This is a genomic window from Gordonia rubripertincta, from assembly GCF_038024875.1.
GTDB classification, from domain to species: domain Bacteria; phylum Actinomycetota; class Actinomycetes; order Mycobacteriales; family Mycobacteriaceae; genus Gordonia; species Gordonia rubripertincta.
This window is the reverse complement of record NZ_CP136136.1, coordinates 2,068,148-2,085,450: the sequence shown is the minus strand read 5'-3', so window position 1 is coordinate 2,085,450 and position 17,303 is coordinate 2,068,148. Positions and strand designations below refer to the sequence as shown.

At 68.3% G+C, this 17,303-nt stretch carries 16 protein-coding genes; 5 read left to right on the top strand and 11 right to left on the bottom strand.

All coding sequences use genetic code 11. The annotated features are described in order from the left end of the window. Window positions 1-2: 2 nt before the first annotated feature. Both RVF83_RS09455 and RVF83_RS09450 read left to right on the top strand, forming a co-directional pair. Window positions 3-863: a MaoC/PaaZ C-terminal domain-containing protein gene (locus RVF83_RS09455; RefSeq protein ID WP_005194397.1), complete on the top strand. Its 861-nt coding sequence runs from the start codon at window positions 3-5 to the stop codon at window positions 861-863. Window positions 864-955: 92 nt separating this feature from the next. Beyond that, window positions 956-1,387 (top strand): DUF6918 family protein, encoded by a 432-nt coding sequence (locus tag RVF83_RS09450; protein WP_005194399.1) that lies wholly within the window; start codon window positions 956-958, stop codon window positions 1,385-1,387. 25 nt (window positions 1,388-1,412) lie between these two features. Here RVF83_RS09450 and RVF83_RS09445 read toward each other — a convergent pair whose 3' ends face one another. Next, window positions 1,413-1,610 (bottom strand): hypothetical protein, encoded by a 198-nt coding sequence (locus RVF83_RS09445; RefSeq protein WP_005194401.1) that lies wholly within the window; start codon window positions 1,608-1,610, stop codon window positions 1,413-1,415. 192 nt (window positions 1,611-1,802) lie between these two features. Between RVF83_RS09445 and RVF83_RS09440 the strand changes: the two genes are divergently transcribed. After that, window positions 1,803-3,473, top strand: a complete 1,671-nt coding sequence (locus tag RVF83_RS09440) for an MFS transporter (RefSeq protein ID WP_039879847.1) — start codon at window positions 1,803-1,805, stop codon at window positions 3,471-3,473. Between the two features lie 32 nt (window positions 3,474-3,505). Beyond that, entirely contained in the window at window positions 3,506-4,792 is a 1,287-nt protein-coding gene (locus RVF83_RS09435; RefSeq protein ID WP_005194403.1) for an SLC13 family permease, read from the top strand. Window positions 4,793-4,811: 19 nt separating this feature from the next. On the opposite strand, the gene RVF83_RS09430 is transcribed toward RVF83_RS09435, so the two are convergent. From RVF83_RS09430 to RVF83_RS09400, 7 genes are all read right to left on the bottom strand, one after another. Continuing rightward, window positions 4,812-6,443 carry an acyl-CoA synthetase gene (locus RVF83_RS09430; RefSeq protein WP_005194404.1) on the bottom strand — a complete coding sequence of 544 codons (1,632 nt, stop codon included), beginning with the start codon at window positions 6,441-6,443 and terminating at the stop codon, window positions 4,812-4,814. Between the two features lie 82 nt (window positions 6,444-6,525). After that, on the bottom strand, window positions 6,526-7,698 hold the full coding sequence (locus RVF83_RS09425; protein ID WP_005194405.1) for a lipid-transfer protein: 1,173 nt from the start codon (window positions 7,696-7,698) through the stop codon (window positions 6,526-6,528). Then, window positions 7,698-8,141 carry a MaoC family dehydratase gene (locus RVF83_RS09420; RefSeq protein WP_005194406.1) on the bottom strand — a complete coding sequence of 148 codons (444 nt, stop codon included), beginning with the start codon at window positions 8,139-8,141 and terminating at the stop codon, window positions 7,698-7,700. Before RVF83_RS09420 ends, RVF83_RS09425 begins: the two co-directional genes overlap by 1 nt. After that, the gene (locus RVF83_RS09415; RefSeq protein ID WP_005194407.1) at window positions 8,138-9,190 is read right to left on the bottom strand and encodes a bifunctional MaoC family dehydratase N-terminal/OB-fold nucleic acid binding domain-containing protein; all 1,053 of its coding nucleotides are present in this window, start codon (window positions 9,188-9,190) and stop codon (window positions 8,138-8,140) included. Before RVF83_RS09415 ends, RVF83_RS09420 begins: the two co-directional genes overlap by 4 nt. Then, complete coding sequence (locus tag RVF83_RS09410; protein WP_005194408.1) at window positions 9,187-10,350, bottom strand: acyl-CoA dehydrogenase family protein; 1,164 nt, start codon at window positions 10,348-10,350, stop codon at window positions 9,187-9,189. Before RVF83_RS09410 ends, RVF83_RS09415 begins: the two co-directional genes overlap by 4 nt. Before the next feature lie 2 nt (window positions 10,351-10,352). Beyond that, entirely contained in the window at window positions 10,353-11,477 is a 1,125-nt protein-coding gene (locus RVF83_RS09405) for an acyl-CoA dehydrogenase family protein (RefSeq protein WP_005194410.1), read from the bottom strand. 119 nt (window positions 11,478-11,596) lie between these two features. Continuing rightward, window positions 11,597-13,783 (bottom strand): acyl-CoA dehydrogenase, encoded by a 2,187-nt coding sequence (locus tag RVF83_RS09400; RefSeq protein WP_005194413.1) that lies wholly within the window; start codon window positions 13,781-13,783, stop codon window positions 11,597-11,599. A 137-nt stretch (window positions 13,784-13,920) separates the two neighbouring features. On the opposite strand from RVF83_RS09400, the gene kstR reads away from it, so the two are divergent. Next, window positions 13,921-14,571: a cholesterol catabolism transcriptional regulator KstR gene (gene kstR, locus RVF83_RS09395; RefSeq protein ID WP_005194416.1), complete on the top strand. Its 651-nt coding sequence runs from the start codon at window positions 13,921-13,923 to the stop codon at window positions 14,569-14,571. 6 nt (window positions 14,572-14,577) lie between these two features. Here kstR and RVF83_RS09390 read toward each other — a convergent pair whose 3' ends face one another. From RVF83_RS09390 to RVF83_RS09380, 3 genes are all read right to left on the bottom strand, one after another. After that, complete coding sequence (locus tag RVF83_RS09390) at window positions 14,578-15,060, bottom strand: MaoC/PaaZ C-terminal domain-containing protein (RefSeq protein WP_005194418.1); 483 nt, start codon at window positions 15,058-15,060, stop codon at window positions 14,578-14,580. After that, on the bottom strand, window positions 15,057-16,067 hold the full coding sequence (locus tag RVF83_RS09385; RefSeq protein ID WP_005194419.1) for an alpha/beta hydrolase: 1,011 nt from the start codon (window positions 16,065-16,067) through the stop codon (window positions 15,057-15,059). Before RVF83_RS09385 ends, RVF83_RS09390 begins: the two co-directional genes overlap by 4 nt. A gap of 108 nt (window positions 16,068-16,175) precedes the next feature. Further along, window positions 16,176-17,258: an enoyl-CoA hydratase/isomerase family protein gene (locus RVF83_RS09380; RefSeq protein WP_005194421.1), complete on the bottom strand. Its 1,083-nt coding sequence runs from the start codon at window positions 17,256-17,258 to the stop codon at window positions 16,176-16,178. Window positions 17,259-17,303 lie beyond the last annotated feature (45 nt).

The window sequence follows — 17,303 nt, the reverse complement described above, 5'->3', positions numbered from 1 at the left end:
CCATGCCGATCGATCCCGCCGTCGCCGTCGGAGCGGAACTGCCCGAGGTCTCGTTCGAGTGGTCGGCATCCGACGTCGCGCTCTACCACCTCGCGGTGGGGGCCGCGGCCGATCCGATGAACACCGAATCGCTGGCCTACGTTCATGATTCGGCTCCCAAGGTACTGCCGACCTTCGCGACCGTCGCCGCCGGTTTCCACACCACCGAGCCGCCGAAGGTCTCCTTCCCGGGCGTCGACATCGACCTCGCGAAGGTCGTCCACGGAAGTCAGAAGGTCACCGCGCACCGTCCGCTGCCGCCGAGCGGCAAGGCGACCACCCGCACCCGCATCGCCGAGGTCCAGGACAAGGGTTCGGCCGCCGTCATCATCCAGGAGTCGGTGACCACCGACGACGCCGGTCAGACGCTGTGGACCGCGCGGTCGTCGATCTTCGCCAAGGGCGAGGGCGGCTTCGGTGGTGAGCGCGGCACGTCGGAGAAGGTCGAGTACCCCGACCGCGAACCCGATCACCGGCTGCGCATCCCGACACTCCCCAACCAGGCGCTTCTCTACCGGCTGTGCGGCGACCGCAACCCACTGCACTCCGACCCCGAGTTCGCCTCGCGCGCAGGCTTTCCGCGGCCGATCCTGCACGGCCTGTGCACATACGGCACGGTCGCGCGCGCCATCACCGACGAACTGCTCGGCGGCGATGTCGCCGCCGTCGCGGAGTTCTCGGCCTCGTTCGCCGGCGTGGTCTTCCCCGGCGAGACCCTCGAGGTCGCGGTCTGGGACGACGGCACCCGTTTCCTGGCCACCGCGAGTGTCATCGAACGGGAGGGCGCGAAGGCCCTCGCCAATGTGGTGTGCGCGCGTAACTGAGTCGCCGGCCGGTCACCGGCGGCCAGTACGCTCTACACGCGGACCGGGAATCGGTCCGCGTGTACCACGTCGCATATCCACGAGGAGACCGCATGAGCGATTCGCTGACGCCCCTACTTGCCGACAACCGCAGCGCACTGGTGACCGACCTGGTCGGTGTCATCGATGCCGAGGTGGCCGACCAGTCGGGTCTGAGCGGCGCCGCTGTGAAGACCGCCTACTCGGCGGTCCAGAAGGTGAAGCCCGGCGTGGTGCGCAGCGCCACGGATCAGCTGGCCGAGGACTTCCTGACGGCTCTCGCGCCGTTCTGGGATACGAAGCCGGCCGGGGTCGCCTTCGGCGATCATCTCTCGGCCAACGGCGACGCCGCGGCGGAGGCCCTGCTGGCCGTCACCGACGCCCAGGCCGACTCGGCCAAGCCCGGACTGGCCAAGGCCTACAACTCGTTGCGCGGGAAGGCCAAGAACTATGTGGTCGCGGCACTGCCGCGCCTCGGCGCTGCCATCGAGAAGCACGCCGGGTAGTCACCCGGTCACGCGTCGTCGGCGGTCACACCGCCGACGACGCGATGACCACCAGCGTCACGATGACGCCGATGAGTGCCGCCAGCATCGACAGCACGCGCCAGACATGGAGACGCGCAGGCGAGACATCGGTAGTGTCCGAGGGAGCGATGGGGGTCGCGCCGGTAGTGGGTCCTGCAGCGGCGGACGCGACTGTGTTCGACGCAATGTGGGGTGAGGCCATGACCTGTCACCACTTTCGATTGTCCGGGGCCAACTTCGACCGTTACGGCCTCTGGTACTGCAGTGATAAATGTGTCATAAGTTACCCACGTTGCGGTGGTTCCCCTCACGCGTGTCGCGATAACGAAACCGCAACGCGGCGGACGGCAACCCTGCGATCCTACGAGTTCCACATCGAGATCGGGGGCGGAAGATGAGATTGCCGAACGGATTCCGGATGGATGCGCGCTCCGCGTGGCTCGTCCTCGTCGCCTGCCTGTCGGTGAGCATGGTCGTCGCCGCCATGGCGGCGCTCAACACAGCTCTGCCCGACATCGCCGTCGACACCGGCGCCGACGCCGGTCAGATGACATGGATCGTCGACGGTTACACCCTGGCCCTCGCCGCGCTCCTGTTGCCCGCCGGGGCGATCGGTGACCGCTTCGGACGACGCGAGATCCTCATCATCGGTCTGGTGCTGTTCAGCATTGCGTCACTGGCCGCGATCTGGGTCGACGGCCCGGAGCAGCTGATCATCACACGCTGCCTCGCCGGCGCCGCCGCCGCGCTCATCATGCCGACGACGTTGTCGCTCATCACCTCCGGGATGCCCGACGGCCAGCGCGCGGTCGGCATCAGCATCTGGTCGGCCATCGCCGGTGGCGGCGCGATCGCCGGCTTCCTCGTCACCGGCCTGCTGCTCGAATTCTTCTCCTGGCATTCGATCTTCATCACCTTCGCCGCGTCGTCGGCCGTCTCGGCGCTGCTGTGTTTCACCATCGGCACGTCGAAGGACACCGACCCCGGACGCTTCGACATCCCCGGCACCCTGTGTTCGGTGCTGGCGATCGCGGGTGTGGTCTTCGGTCTTCTGGAGGCGCCGCACCGCGGTTGGGACGATCTGCTCGTCCTGGGCTGTCTGGTCGGCGGCATCCTCCTCGCCGCGTTGTTCGTGGTCGTCGAACTGCGTTCGGCCTCTCCGTTGTTCGACGTGCGGCTGCTCCGCAACCGGGCATTCGGTTCGGGATCGCTGTCGGTGGCGGTGCAGTTCCTCGCCTCCTTCGGCATGTTCTACCTCGTCCTGCAGTTGCTGCAGCTGGTGTTCGGCTACTCCCCGCTGCAGTCCGCCGTGGCACTCATGCCGTTCGTCGCCGGCGTCGGGATCTTCTCACTGCTCTCCAACTGGCTGGCAGTGCGGCTGGACTCGCTCAAGTTCGTGATCGCCGGCGGCGCCCTGCTGTCGGGGATCGGCCTGACCCTCATGGGCCTGATCCGGGTGGGCGACTACTGGACGCTGGCCGCGATCCTCGCGGTCGTCGCGATCGGCATCGGCCTCGCCTCCGCCCCGGCGACCACCGCGATCATGTCCAACACCCCGCTCGACAACCAGGGCGTCGGTTCGGCGATCAACGACACCGCCCGCGAGATCGGTGCGGCCATCGGTATCGCGATCGCCGGTTCCATGGTCGCCGCCGGCTACAAAGCCCGGATCGGACCAACCGCGGATCTTGCCCGCGAGCAGCTCACCGCCGCCGGACAGCAGCAGATCGCGGCGGGTGACCCGTCCGGCGGCCAGGCCACCATCGCCCAGGCCGAACAGGCCGGAACCCTCATCGAGCGCTCCCTCGCGGAGGCGAGGGTCGTCGTCGACAATCTGTCCGCGCAGTCCTCCGACCTCGCCGAGAAGATCGAACAGGGCAGCCAGGCCGCCTTCGACGTACCGTTCGAGCACGCCACGCTGATCCTGGGCGGCATCATGCTCGCCAGTGCAGTGGTTCTGCTGTGGATCACTCCGCGTCGAGTCGTCGAGGGGCCGGTCATCACGAGCCGGTCCGGTGACTTCGAACCCGATCCCGACCTCGACGACACCTACGCCCGCGACTGACACATAACCTGTCTGCGCGTACCCTTTCTGCGGTGCTCACCGTGGACAGTGTCGCCGGCTGCCTCGTCAGCATCGCCGGCCTCGTCGTGGTGATCATCGCAACCCTTGCCGCGCAGCGCGTTCCGGCCGCCGCGGTGGCGGCTCCGGTCGCCGCGCTGCTCATCCTGCTCGGTCTGACCGACCTCGACGCCGCGGCCGACGAGGTCATGTCGATGGCCCCGACCATCGGCTTCCTCGCCGCGATGCTGGTTGTCGCCGACGTCTGCGCCCGCGAAGGCGTCTTCACCTGGGTCGGCACGGTGCTCGCCGGTTGGAGCCGATCGTCCCCGCGTCGGTTGCTGCGCATCGTCTTCGTCGCCGCGGCGGTGACCACCGCCATCCTCAGCCTCGACACCACGATCGTGTTGCTGACGCCGGTAGCCGTCGCCACGGCGCGGCACATCGGCGCACGGGTGACCCCGATCGCGTTCTCGAGCGCCCATCTGGCGAACACCGCGTCGACGCTGCTGCCGGTCTCCAACCTCACCAACCTGCTGGCCTTCTCCGCCACCGGCTTCGGATTCCTCGGTTTCACCGGGGTGATGCTGGCGCCGTGGATCGCGGCGATCCTCGTCGAGTACCTGATCTTCCGGTGGTATTTCGCCGGTGCCCTCAGCAGTCCCGATCCCGCGCCCCGCCCCCCGGACTCGCAGCTCTCCGCCGACCAGCCCCGGCCGGACGCGCCTCGTCCGACCCTTCTGCTGGTCGGCCTGGCCCTGTTGCTCGTCGCGTTCGTGGTCGCCGAACCGTTCGGGGTACCGCTCGCCGTGGTCGCCGGGGTGGGTGCGGCGTTGTTCACGCTGCCCGAACTGCTCCGTTCCCCGGTGGCCACGCTGCGCAGCACGATCACCGCGGTGAACGTTCCGTTCCTGGGGTTCGTGGCCACGCTCGGTGTCGTCATCCTGCCGGTCCGCGACGGGCCGCTCGGCGACTGGATCGGCGGGCTCATCCCGTCCTCGTCGACGCTGTTCGGCATCCTGGGAGTCGCGGTGCTCGCCGCGGTCCTGGCGAACCTCGTCAACAACCTCCCGGCGACGCTCTTGCTGATCCCGCTGGTGGCGCACGACCCAGGACTGGTCATGGCGATGCTGCTCGGCGTCAACATCGGCCCCAACCTGGCCTACTTCGGGTCGCTCGCCAACCTGCTCTGGCGGGAGATCATGCATCGCGACGTCTCCGCCCCGACCTCGCGGGAGTACCTGCGGCTCGGCGCGCTCACCGTTCCCGCGACACTGGGCGTCGCGGTGCTGGCGCTGTGGGCGAGCCTGCAGCTCACCTGAGCGCCCCCTCTGCCTCCGGTCAGACGGGAGTGCTCTCCTTGGCCGCTTCCGCCTTGGCCCAGCGGTAGTCGGCCTTGCCGGCCGGCGTGCGCTTGACCTCGTCGACGAACACGACGGTGCGCGGGACCTTGTAGCGGGCGAGGGTCTCGCGGCAGTGCTCCTGGATCTCCTCGAGCGACGGCTCCTCGGCACCCTCGGCGAGTGAGATCACCGCGGCGACCCGCTGGCCGTACTTCTCGTCGGGGACCGGGACGACCAGCGCGTCGGCGACCGCCGGATGCGCGTGCAGGGTGGCCTCGACCTCTTCGGCGTAGACCTTCTCGCCGCCGGTGTTGATGCACTGCGAGCCGCGGCCGAGGAAGACGATCGAACCGTCGGCCTCGACGGTGCCCATGTCACCCAGGATCGAGATGCGGGTGCCGTCCGGCAGCGTCGGGAAGGTCTTGGCGGTCTTCTCCTCGTCCTTGTAGTAGCCGAGGGGAACGTTGCCGATGCGCGCGATGTACCCGACGTCGCCCGAGCCCGGCTCGATCTTGTTGAGACTCTCGTCGACGACCATCATGCGGTCGGTCGGCGGCACCTTCAGGTTGCCGTTGTCGTCCATCATGATCTCGCCGTCGTTGCCCGACTCGGACGCGCCGAAGTTGTCGCGCAACACCAGATCCGGCTTCACCGCGAGCATGCGGTCACGCACATGCTGCGACCAGATCGCACCACCGGAGGTGATGGAGAACATCGACGACAGGTCGACGGAGTCCTTCCGCTTCTCCAGCTCCTCGACCAGCGGCATGCCCATGGCGTCGCCGACGATGAGGACGATGTTGACCTTCTCCTTCTCGACCTCGGTGACGATGGCCTCCGGGTCGAAGTCGCGCTGGATCACCAGGCGACCGCCGAGGGTGAAGAAGGTGAACAGCGAATACGACGCCGCGCCGTGCATGAGCGGGGCCGCCAGCAGGAACGCGATCGACGGGAAATCCTTGACCGCCGTGCCGATCTCCTCGAGATCCTTGCGGGGATCCCCGTAGGGGTTGCCACCCGACAGCGGCTTGCGGAAGAAGTCGTCGTGCTGCCACATGACGCCCTTGGGATAACCCGTGGTGCCACCGGTGTAGAGCAGGTACAGCTCTTCGCCGTTGCGCGGCTCGAAGTCGCGGTTGTCCGGCTTGGACTCGGCGTCGGCGAAGGACACGATCTCGACGGTGCGTCCGTCGGGCAGGTCTGCGACGGCCGCAGTGAGTTCCTCGACGACGTCTCCGATGACGAACACCGTTCGGACGGTGGGCGTCTCGGCGAGCAGCGCGGCGACGCTGCGCTGGTGCTCGGGGAGTTCGACGATGATCGCGCGCGAATCGGAGTTGTCGAAGATGTACTGCAGTTCGGCGTTGGTGTACCGGTAGTTGATGTTGACCGGTACCGCGCGGACCTTCAGGAGGCCGAGGAGGCTGGTGACGTGTTCGACGCTGTTCTTGAGGAACAGTGCGACGTTGTCGAAGGCGCCGATTCCCGAACCCGCGAGCAGGTGTGCCACCTGGTTGGACAGCCGGTCGAGTTCGGCGTAGCTGATCTGGCGGCCCTGGTAGCTGAGCGCGATCCGCTCGGGCACCGCATCGGCGACCGTCTCGAAGACATCGGCGAGGTTGAACTTCATTCTGCGCGCTCCTCGTTCTCAAGAGAGTTGTTGCACTGGACTGGCTGGTCTGGACTGATGTGGGTGATGGCTGTGGTTCCGGTCATGCGGTGAGCACCAACCCGCTTGTGGGGACGCCGGTTCCGGCGGTGACGACGACCTTCGCGGCGTCGTCGACCTGGTTGACGGAGGTACCCCGGATCTGACGGACGGCTTCGGCGATGCCGTTCATGCCGTGGATGTAGGCCTCGCCGAGCTGGCCGCCGTGGGTGTTGAGCGGCAGGCGGCCGCCCACCTCCAGCGCACCGGGCTCACGGACGAAGTCCTTGGCCTCCCCGCGTCCGCAGAAACCCAGCTCCTCGAGCTGGAGGAGCGTGTACGGGGTGAAGTGGTCGTACAGGACGGCCATGTCCATGTCCGCGGGACCGAGGCCGGACTGCGACCACAGCTGCCGTCCGACGAGACCCATCTCGGGCAGCGATGCCAATTCGTCGCGGTAGTAGCTGGTCATGATGAACTGGTCGGCCGCCGACCCTGCTGCGGCCGCGGCGATCACGGCCGGCGTGTGCGGCAGATCCTTGGCGCGCTCGGCCGACACGATCACCAGCGCGACACCGCCGTCGGACTCCTGGCAGCAATCGAGCAGATGCAACGGCTCGGCGATGTACCGGGAGTTCTGGTGGTCTTCCAGCGTGATCGGCTTCTCGTAGAAGAAGGCATCGGGATTGACTGCGGCGTGCTTGCGGTCGACGACCGCGATACGGCCGAAATCCTCACTGGTGGCGCCGTAGTCGTGCATGTACCGCTGGGCGATCATCGCGACGAACGCCGCCGGCGTCGACAACCCGTGCGGATAGCTAAAGGCGTTCTCGGTACCCGAGGAGTTCTCCTGGTTGGCGACCGCCGAATTCACCTGTCCGAACCGCAGTCCCGACCGTTCGTTGAACGCACGGTAGGCGACGACGACGTCGGCGACCCCGGTCGCCACCGCCATCGCGGCCTGCTGCACGGTCGCGCAGGCTGCGCCGCCGCCGTAGTGGATCCGCGAGAAGTAGGTGAGCTCGGGGATTCCGACGGCCCGGGCGACCGAGATCTCGCTGTTGGTGTCCATGGTGAACGTGACGAGTCCATCGACGTCGGCCGGGGTCAGACCCGCATCGGCGATCGCCGCCGACACCGCCTCCGCCGCGAGCCGCAGCTCGCTGCGCCCGGAGTCCTTGGAGAACTCGGTGGCCCCGATGCCGGCGATCGCCGCCTGTCCGGACAGCCCGCCCATCAGTGGCCCTCCCCCTGTGTCGTATCCGAGGCACCCTCGCCGATGGTGAGGGTGACGGTCGAGATGACGTGCTTACCCAGCGAATTGGTTCCGGTGACGGCGACCGTCAGCAGGCCGTCGTCGGCGATCTCGGTGACCTCACCGGTGAAGGTGACCGAATCGTAGGCGTACCACGGCACGCCCAGTTTCAGTGCGATCGAACGGATTCGGGCGGTGGGACCCGCCCAGTCGGTGACGAACCGTTCCACCAGACCGGTGTCGGTCAGGATGTTGACGAAGATGTCCTTGGACCCCTTGGCCTGCGCGAGGTCGCGGTCGTGGTGCACATCCTGGAAGTCGCGGGTGGCGAGTGCCGTCGCGACGACGAAGGTCGGGGTCGCATCGACGACCAAGGGCGGCAGGGCGGTTCCGACGCTCACCGCCGGAGTGGCGACACTGGTCATGCTTCTCCCCCTTCGCTCGCCGGCTCCCAGGCGTACAGCGTCCACGCCGGCGTCCCCGCGTCGTCGCGGGCCGGGAAGTCCAGGAAGGTCACCCGCACCCGCATGCCGATCTCGACGTCCTCCGGTTCGGCGCCCCGCAGTTCTCCCAGCATCCGCACACCTTCGTCGAGCTCGACGAGGGCGACGACGAACGGCAGCTGCCGGCCGGGGACCTTGGGGGCACGATGGACCACATAGCTGTAGACGGTTCCGGTTCCCGATGCGACGACGTAGTCGGTCTCCGGCACCGATCCGTCGGCCACGCGGGGCTTCCAGGTCGCCGGGACCGGCGGGTGTCGCAGCGCGCCCTCGCCGTCGCGCTGGATGCGCAGCTCGTGTGCCGCCACGCCCTCCCAGAAGAAAGCGGTGTCGCGTGAGACGCTCGGCTTGAGCAGCCGCGCCGGGTCGAGATCGCCGGGTACCGACGAAACCGTCTCGGGTGCAGCGTCCTTCGCGGCCGGCCGGAACTTGAGGATGCGGAACCGCATCTCCGCAACGACCTCGTCTGCACCGTTCTCGTCAGGCACCGACCACACGTTGCGAGTCGTGAAGAACCAGCCCTCGCCGAGCGCGGTGTTCTTGGGGCCGACGACCTCGAGGAGTTCGGCTGACAGGGACACCTCTTCCCCCGGCCGCGTGTAGCGGTGGTAGACAGTGTCGCAGTTGGTGGCGACAACCGAGGTGAACCCTGCCTCGTCGAACAGTTGCGACGCACGACCGAGCGGATCGTCGGCCGTGCGTACACCGTTGAGCCCGCGCATCGTCCACACCTGGGCCATCGCCGGCGGTGCCACCACACCCGGATGCCCCGCAGCACGCGCCGCGGCGTCGTCGACGTAGATGGGGTTCTCGTCGCCCATCGCCTCGACCCAATTGTTGATCATCGGCTGATTGATCGGGTCGCGCCCACGAACCGGTGCGCTCGCACCGTCGTCCATGATCGCCTGCGCCGCAGCGCGGATCGCCTCGTCTCCGGTCAGCTCGGTACCGGTCAGCTCGGGGGCGCTCAACGCTTCGACCTCGGGAGTCCGAGACCGGCGGTGGCGATCATGTCGCGCATGACCTCGTTGACCCCGCCGCCGAAGGTGATGACGACGTGACGCTTCTGCTGGACGTCGAGCCAGTCCACCAGAGCGGCGGTCTCGGGGTCGGTGAAATCGCCGTAGCGGCCGATGATCTCGTTGGCCATCCGGCACACCGACTGGATGCGTTCGGTGGAGAACACCTTCGTCGCGGCGGCGTCGGCCATGGAGATCGCCTCACCGGTGGAGGCGACCTGCCAGTTGAGCAGTTCGTTGATCCGGCCGTAGGCGTCGATGGTGGCCAGGGCACGCCGCACGTCGGGATGCTTCGCGATCACGGTGCCGTCGGGACCCGGACGCTGAGTCCAGGCGCGGAGTCGAGCCGCCAGACCGTCGATGCGTCCGGCCGGTCCGAGCATGACGCGTTCGTGGTTGAGCTGGGTGGTGATCAGCTTCCAACCGTCACCCTCCTCGCCCACGCGCATCGACACCGGGACCTTCACGTCCTGGTAGTAGGTGGCATTCACGTGGTGGGCGCCGTCGGCGGTGATGATCGGCGTCCAGCTGAACCCGGGATCCGTGGTGTCCACGATGAGGATCGAGATGCCCTTGTGCTTGGGCGCGTCCTTGTCGGTGCGCACGGCCAGCCAGATGTAGTCGGCGTCGTGGCCACCGGTGGTGAAGATCTTCTGGCCGTTGACCACATAGTGGTCGCCGTCGAGCACGGCGGTGGTGCTCAGCGACGCCAGGTCGGTACCTGCCTCGGGTTCGGTGTAGCCGATGGCGAAGTGCACGTCGCCGGCCAGGATCGCGGGCAGGAACTTGCGCTTCTGCTCCTCGGTGCCGTGGACCTGCAGGGTCGGGCCGACGGTCTGCAGGGTGACCGACGGCAGCGGGACGTCGGCGCGGACGGCCTCATTGGTGAAGATCTGCTGTTCGATCTCCCCGAAGCCCTTGCCGCCGAACTCCTTCGGCCAACCCACACCGAGCCAGCCGTCGTCGCCCATCCGCTTGATGACCTTGCGGTACGTGGGTCCGTGCCGCTCGGTCAGCATGACCTTCGCTTCGTCCGGGGTCACCAGGTCGGCGAAATACTCCCGGAGTTCCTCGCGCAGCGCGCGCTGCTCGGGCGTCAGATCGATGAACATGCTCACCCCTGTGCTCGGTCGGCCGGGGCAGCGCCCTCGGTGATGTCGGCGAGTTCGTCGAGCCGCACCGCGGCCCCACCCACCAGGCGGGCGAGGTCCTTGGCGACGGAGAAGTACCGGTGCAGCGGATAGGTGATGTCCACGCCGATACCGCCGTGCAGATGGGTCATCGTCCGCAGGGTCGGCGGGATCTCCTCGGCGAGCCAGTAGGCGGCGACGCCGAGATCGGTTGCGGCGTCCAGGCCTTCGGAGAGACGCCAGGCAGCGGCGGTGGTCGACAGCTCCATCGACCGACCGACGACGTAGATGTCGGCGAGCTGCTGACCGACGGCCTGGAACAGCGCGATCGGCTTGCCGAACTGTTCGCGCGTCGAGACGTGGTCGGCGGTGAGCCGGGTGGCCCCGGCGACCAGACCGTCGGCGTAGGCGCACAGCGCGAGCCGATAGCGATCGCGCAGGACCGCCAACTCACGACTGATGACATCGGCATCGTCGACGGCGACGTCGTCGAAGCTGATCGTGTACTCGCCCCACCCGCTAGATGACGGGGTACGGGTGAGAGTGACACCGTCGGCCGTCGGGGGCACGGCCACGACGCCGGCGTCGGACGTGACGAGGAGGACCGAGGCACCCTCGGCGTGCAGGACCCCGACCTTGGTGCCGTTGAGTCGCCCGCCCCGGACGCTCGTCTGGGGCGTCGGTGTCAGCGGGTCGCCGTGTTCGCCGATCGCGATGGCGGCCCAGCGTCCGGCGGTCAGGGACTCGGCCCAGCGCGACCACACGTCCCCACCGTCGCCGGCAGCCCGGGCGAGGACGAGCGCGGCGGTCAGGGTGCCGAGCGCCGGGGTCACCGCGGCGGCGCGCCCCATCCGGCGGAACAGCGGCAGGAGTCCCGCCTCGTCGACGTCGTCACCGTCGTGGTCGGCCGGTAACGGCAACGCGAGCAACCCGGCGTCGACGAGCGCCTGCCAGGTCTCGGCATCGAAGCCGCCGACCCGCTCACCTGCTCCCGACTCGCCGGAATCCCGCCTGCCGAAGGTCGACTCCCAGTCGGGTTGTCGTCGTGCGAACACGTCCTCCGCGACGTCGCGAACCGCGATCGCCGTGCCGTCCAGGGCAAAGTCCACCCTGCGTCTCCTCACCGTGCGCGAACTACAGAACTAGAACTTGTTCTAGTTGTATCAGAGTCGGCGCATCCGGGGGTAGAGATCCGGCTTTATCTGCGGTTTCGCGCAGCCTGGACCGGTCAGCCGCGCGGCAAACCGAGAATGCGTTCCGCCGCCGCGGTCTTGAGGATCTGGGTCGTTCCACCGGCGATCGACAGACAGCGGTTCTGCAGCACCGCGTCGGACGCATCGGTGGCCGCCAGGCCCTGCACGCCGAGGAGCCGCAGGGCGAGATCGGGCACCGACTGGCGGTGCTGCACACCGATCAGTTTGCGGACGCTGGACAGCGCACCCGGGTCGAGTCCGGCGAGCTGCTGAGTGGCGGCACGGGCGTCGAGGACCCGACCGACATGTGCGTCGGCGAACTGGCTGCCGAGTGCCACCCGTTCGGCGTCGGAGAGGTCGCGCGTCATGCCCTGCACCTGACGCAGCAGCGACTCCATCTCCTTGCCGAGCCCGGACCCGCCCATCGCGACGCGTTCGTTCGCGAGGGTCGTGCGGGCCAACCGCCAGCCGTTGTTCACCTCGCCGACCACGCAGTCGTCGGGCACGACGACGTCGTCGAGGAAGACCTCGTTGAAGTTGGCGCGACCGGTCAGCTCGCGGAGCGGCCGGATATCGATGCCCGGCGAGGACATGTCGACGAGGAAGTAGGTGATCCCCTTGTTCTTGGGGGCCTCGGCGTCGGTGCGCGCCAGACAGATGGCCCACTGCGCGTTGTGCGCCTGCGAGGTCCAGATCTTCTGACCGGACAGCTTCCAGCCGCCGTCGACGCGCTCCGCCTTGGTTCGCAGCGCGGCGAGGTCGGAACCGGCCTCCGGTTCGCTGAACAGCTGGCACCAGACGATCTCGCCGGCGAGGGTCGGGGCGACGAAGCGTTCGCGCTGCGCGTCGGTGCCGTGGGACAGGATCGTCGGAATCGCCCAGGCGCCGATGACGAGGTCGGGCCGGACGACGCCGGCCGCGTCGAGTTCGGTGTCGATGAGCAACTGCAGGGCCGCATCGGCACCGAGTCCGTACGGCGCCGGCCAGTGCGGGGTGAGGTAACCGGTCTCGGCGAGGACGCGCCGCTGGTCGTCGGCGTCGGCCGCCGCGATGCGTGCGACCGTCTCGCGGACCTCGTTCCGCTTGTCCTCGACCTGCGACAGGTCGAGGGCGAAGCGCCGGCGTGCACCGGCGAGCCCGCGGTCGGCGAGCGCGGTGGCGGCATCGTGCGCGTGGTCCAGAGCCGCCTGCGCGGCGAGTGCGGACCGCAGGTAGAGATGCGCGTCGTGTTCGAAGGTGAACCCGATCCCGCCGAGCACCTGGATGCAGTCCTTGGCCGTGGCAGCGGGCGCCTGGGCCACCACGACGTCGGCGGCGAGCCGGCTGATCTCGAGTTGTTCTCGCGCAGAGGCGAGTTCGTCGGAGGAGGCGTTGAGCACCTCGTCGACCGCACCGGCCACGTCCCATGCGACGGCCGTGACCTCTTCGCTGCGGCAGAGCATCTCGGCACAGATGTGCTTGATCGCCTGGAACGATCCGATCGGCGCACCGAACTGTGTGCGGACCTTGGCGTAGTCGACCGCGGTGCCGAGGGTCCAGCGGGTGGCGCCGCTCTGATACGCAGCAAGGGTCGCCGACAGCAGTCCCTCGACGAGGGGCGCATCGGGCAGTTCGACGAGATCGTCGGCGGTGACACCGGTCAGCCGCACGCGGGCCACCGAGGTGGTGCCGTCGAGCGGGGCCTCCGGCGCGATGTCGGCGCTGCCGACGTTCGGCGGGAGGATCCACCAGCGACCGTCGCGACCGGGGACGTCGAGCGCCGCGAGGACCGCGACACCCTCGGAGTAGCCGCCGACGAGCCCGAGGTCGAGGGCGTCGGACAGCGGTGCGGCCGCCCCGCCGGCGTGGCTCGCGACCGGCGTCACGACGGGTACCGCACCTTCGAGAACCTGGTCGAGGAGCGCCTGCGCCCGGGCATCGGCGCTGGTGGCGAGCGCTAGAGCAGCGGTCACCGTCGGGACGACGGGCCCCGGGACCAATTCGATGCCACACTGCTCGACCATCGCCGCGACGTCGACGAATCCCGCCCCGAGGCCACCGGACACCTCCGGCACCGCGGCCGCGAACACACCGAACTCCGCGAGCTGACCGAACAGCTGTGTCCACTGGTCGCGCGGCTTGTCGAGGTCGGAACGGACGAGTTCGGTCACCTTCGCGGCGCGCGCCCAGGACTCGATACTGTGGCATACGGCTTGTTGTTCGGGGGACGTGGCGATAGTCACGAGTGATCCTCTGTATGTCGAGTTGTGAGGAATAATTAGAACCTGTTCTAATATGCCATGGGTGGAGGTGATCGGGTAGCCACCCGTGAATCCCCCGCCTCCCCGGTCGCCGATCACGTGAGGATGTCCGTACACACATGGCCCGCTCTGCACCAGGCAACGCCGCGGTCGACGCCCCAGCGGGGGCCGCAACCCCTGCCGCGTCGCCCGAAGCCGGTTCCACCGCGCAGCGCGAACGCCGCCGCCGCATCCTCGACGCGACGCTCGCACTTGCCTCCAAGGGCGGTTACGACGCCGTCCAGATGCGCACCGTCGCCGACAAGGCCGACGTCGCGGTCGGCACGCTCTACCGCTACTTCCCGTCCAAGGTCCACCTGCTGGTCACCGCACTGGCGCGCGAGTTCGAACGCGTCGAATCGAAGGTCGATCGCTCACAGCTGCGGGGCGACACCGCAATCGACCGTCTGCGCCACGTCCTGGACATGATCACCTTCGCGATGCAGCGCGACCCACTGCTCACCGAGGCGATGACCCGCGCCTTCATGTTCGCCGACGCGTCGGCGACCGCCGAGGTCGATCAGGTCGCCGGCATCATCGACCGGCTCCTCGCCGGCGCCATCGTCGGCGTGGGCGAGCCCACGGAAGAGGATCTCGCGATCGCCCGCGTGCTCTCGGATGTGTGGATGTCGAACCTCGTGCAGTGGCTGACCCGCCGCGCGTCGGCCACCGACGTCACCAATCGCCTCGAGCTCACGGTCCGGCTGCTGCTCAAGGACCGCGCCAACTGAGCTGATTCAGTCGTTCCGGTCGGCCGGCAGAGGGGTGCCGGCCGACCGAGCGTGTACGTACGCCTCGACGACGGTCCGCATCACCGGTTTGCCGGCGTCGTTCACCACCTCCGACGTCGACGTGACGAGCGCACGGTTGCGGTCGTCGAACTCGACGGCATCGATGGTCATCGAACCGGTCAATGTGTCGCCGGGACGCACCGGCCGGAGGAACACCACATCGGCAAGCCGCTTGCCCGCGATGACCTTCCAGCGGTACAGCACCCCGGTCACCGCGAGCTTCTGGTAGATCGACATCGTGTGCAGCCCGCTGGCGATGAGCCCGCCATAGACGCCGGCCTCGGCCGCGGCCTTGTCGGTGTGGAAGTCCTGCGGGTCCCAGGTGCGGGCGAAGTCGAGCAGTTCGTCCTCGGTCACATGGTGAGTGCCGAAACGGAACACCTGTCCGGCCTCGAGGTCGTCAGCCCACAGTCGGTCGTCTTCGCTCACTTCAGATCTTTGGCGATCATCGGCCAGGTCGTCTTGAGATCGCGCTCCCAGTAACCCCACGAGTGGGTGCCGTCCGGCCGGAACAGGACCTTGTGCGGAACCTTCAACGCGCGCATGCGTTCTGCCATCTGCTTGGTGCACTCGTTGACCGCGGCTTCGATGACACCACCGAGGACCACCTGGTTGGCCAGCGTCAACGGGTCACCGGCGATCAGCGGGGCCTCGAGGCGGTCGTACCAGCCGGGGAGGCCGGTGCCGCTGGTCATGTAGACCTTGGTGCCCCGCAGCTTCGCGGCGTTGACGTACGGGTCGTTCTTGCGCCAGCCCGACGAATTGACCGGGCCCCACATGTTGTCGACGTTGCCCATGCCGCGGTCGGCCACGACCATCCGGATGTAGGTCTGCCCCAACGGATCGCTGGTCCGGGCGCAGCCACTGTAGGCGGCCACCGACTTGTAGAGCTTCGGTGCGGAGATGGCGAGGTTCAGCACCGAGGTGCCGGCCATCGAGATTCCCGCGATCGCGTTCTTGCGGGTGGTGTTGAACTCCTTGTCCACCAGCGGCGGGAGTTCCTTGGTGAGGAACGTGGTCCACTTGTTGCGGCCGAGCACCGGGTCGTCGCGCTGCCAGTCGGTGTAGTACGAGAACGCGCCACCGATGGGCGTCACGACGTTGACCTGCTTGTCGCGGAAGAACTTCGAGTACTGCGTCTTAGCCGCCCAGGTGGCCGAGTCCTCGCCGCCACCGGCACCGTTGAGGAGGTACAGGGTCGGGCGCGGCTTGGTGAGGTCCTTGGGGCGCAGGACATTGACCGGGACCAGCCGGCGCATGGCGGCCGAGTAGACGATCAGCGTCGTCTGCTGGGCCGAATCGTGGATGACGGTGTCGATCCGGGCGCGATTCGGGTCCGGGGCCGGTGCAGCGAGGGCCGTCGGCACCCATCCGGTCGCCGCGACCGCGACAGCACACGCGACAACACTCAGTCGCCTCTTCCAGGAGAAACGCACCAATAGCCCCTTTGGTTAACATTGTTCTCAGACGTAACAAAGGTAACCGAGATCCCAAGGGCGTCCCAAGCCGAGACGACCGTCGTTAGGCGTTTGTGACCGTGGCGGTCAGCGCGGTACCGGGCCTACTCCCGGAATCTCGTCGACCAGCCCCCAGTCCAGTGCCTGCTCGGCATCGATCTCGGCACCGGTGATGAACAGATGGAGAGCACGCCAGCGACCGATCCTCCGCGGCACGCTCACGGTGCCGCCGGCTCCCGGGATGAGGCCCATCGACACCTCGGGGAGGCGAATCAGGGTGTCCGGCGCGGCGACGACGCGGCCGGCGAACGCGGGGATCTCGATACCCGCACCCACGCAGTGACCGTGTAGACGGACCTCGACGCGGTCGGCGAGTACGGACACGAGTCGTCCGGCTCCCCCGCGGGTGCGGATCAGGTGGGCGGTCGACGAGTCGGGCATGTGCCCGAACTCGTCGAGATCGCCACCGGCGCAGAAGGAGCCGCCCGCGCCGTCGATGACGACGTGGTCGATCGAGTCGTCGAGTACCGCGAGGCGCAGCGCGTCGACGAGTGCGTCGCGCAGCGCGGTGCCGTAGGCATTGCGACGTTCGGGACGGTTGAGGGTGATCCGCAGGGTGTCGCCCTCGCGGTCGAGCAGCACCGGGTCGACCGCGGGTGGTGGCAGCGGGCGGCCCTTGGCACGGCGCACCTCCAGCCACCGTCCGAACTCATCACCGCCCTGAAGGGTCGAGTAGGCCAGCGATTCGATGTCGATGGCCGGTACGGGGTCGAGCGGTTCGGCGGCTCGGACCACCTGCGCGGCGACGAGAGATGCCTGTGGGCAGCGCGAGACGGCGTCGATGAAGGCCGTGATCGACGCGTCGACGTCGTCGGCGGCCACCACACTTCGGTGGTCGGTCCCGGCCGGGGCGTAGGTGAGGTCGAGGGCTTCCAGCAGAGGTCCGAGCGCGAGGCCGACCGGCCCCGTCGACGTTCCCACCAAGATGACGTCCGATGCCGCGGCGCGAGCGGCGGCTCGGTCGAGGTCGTCCTCGGTCACGCCGCCCGCGTCGTCGAGGTCCACCAGCACGACCGGCGACGCGACGACGGCGCCGTCCCCGAGCAGGTCCCCGCCGCCGATCCCCGGGAAAGCGGCAAGGTCGGCGATCGAGACACGGCGGATCTGCATGGCGGTGAACCTCCTGGGTTGTACGTGCGGACGGTAGCATCTCGC

Excerpts from the sequence above, each read along its gene's own strand:
- RVF83_RS09455 (WP_005194397.1), top strand. The coding sequence starts at position 3 with ATGCCGATCGATCCCGCCGTCGCCGTCGGAGCGGAACTGCCCGAGGTC.
- RVF83_RS09450 (WP_005194399.1), top strand. The coding sequence starts at position 956 with ATGAGCGATTCGCTGACGCCCCTACTTGCCGACAACCGCAGCGCACTG.
- RVF83_RS09445 (WP_005194401.1), bottom strand. The coding sequence starts at position 1,610 with ATGGCCTCACCCCACATTGCGTCGAACACAGTCGCGTCCGCCGCTGCA.
- RVF83_RS09440 (WP_039879847.1), top strand. The coding sequence starts at position 1,803 with ATGAGATTGCCGAACGGATTCCGGATGGATGCGCGCTCCGCGTGGCTC.
- RVF83_RS09430 (WP_005194404.1), bottom strand. The coding sequence starts at position 6,443 with ATGAAGTTCAACCTCGCCGATGTCTTCGAGACGGTCGCCGATGCGGTG.
- RVF83_RS09425 (WP_005194405.1), bottom strand. The coding sequence starts at position 7,698 with ATGGGCGGGCTGTCCGGACAGGCGGCGATCGCCGGCATCGGGGCCACC.
- RVF83_RS09420 (WP_005194406.1), bottom strand. The coding sequence starts at position 8,141 with ATGACCAGTGTCGCCACTCCGGCGGTGAGCGTCGGAACCGCCCTGCCG.
- RVF83_RS09410 (WP_005194408.1), bottom strand. The coding sequence starts at position 10,350 with ATGTTCATCGATCTGACGCCCGAGCAGCGCGCGCTGCGCGAGGAACTC.
- kstR (WP_005194416.1), top strand. The coding sequence starts at position 13,921 with ATGGCCCGCTCTGCACCAGGCAACGCCGCGGTCGACGCCCCAGCGGGG.
- RVF83_RS09380 (WP_005194421.1), bottom strand. The coding sequence starts at position 17,258 with ATGCAGATCCGCCGTGTCTCGATCGCCGACCTTGCCGCTTTCCCGGGG.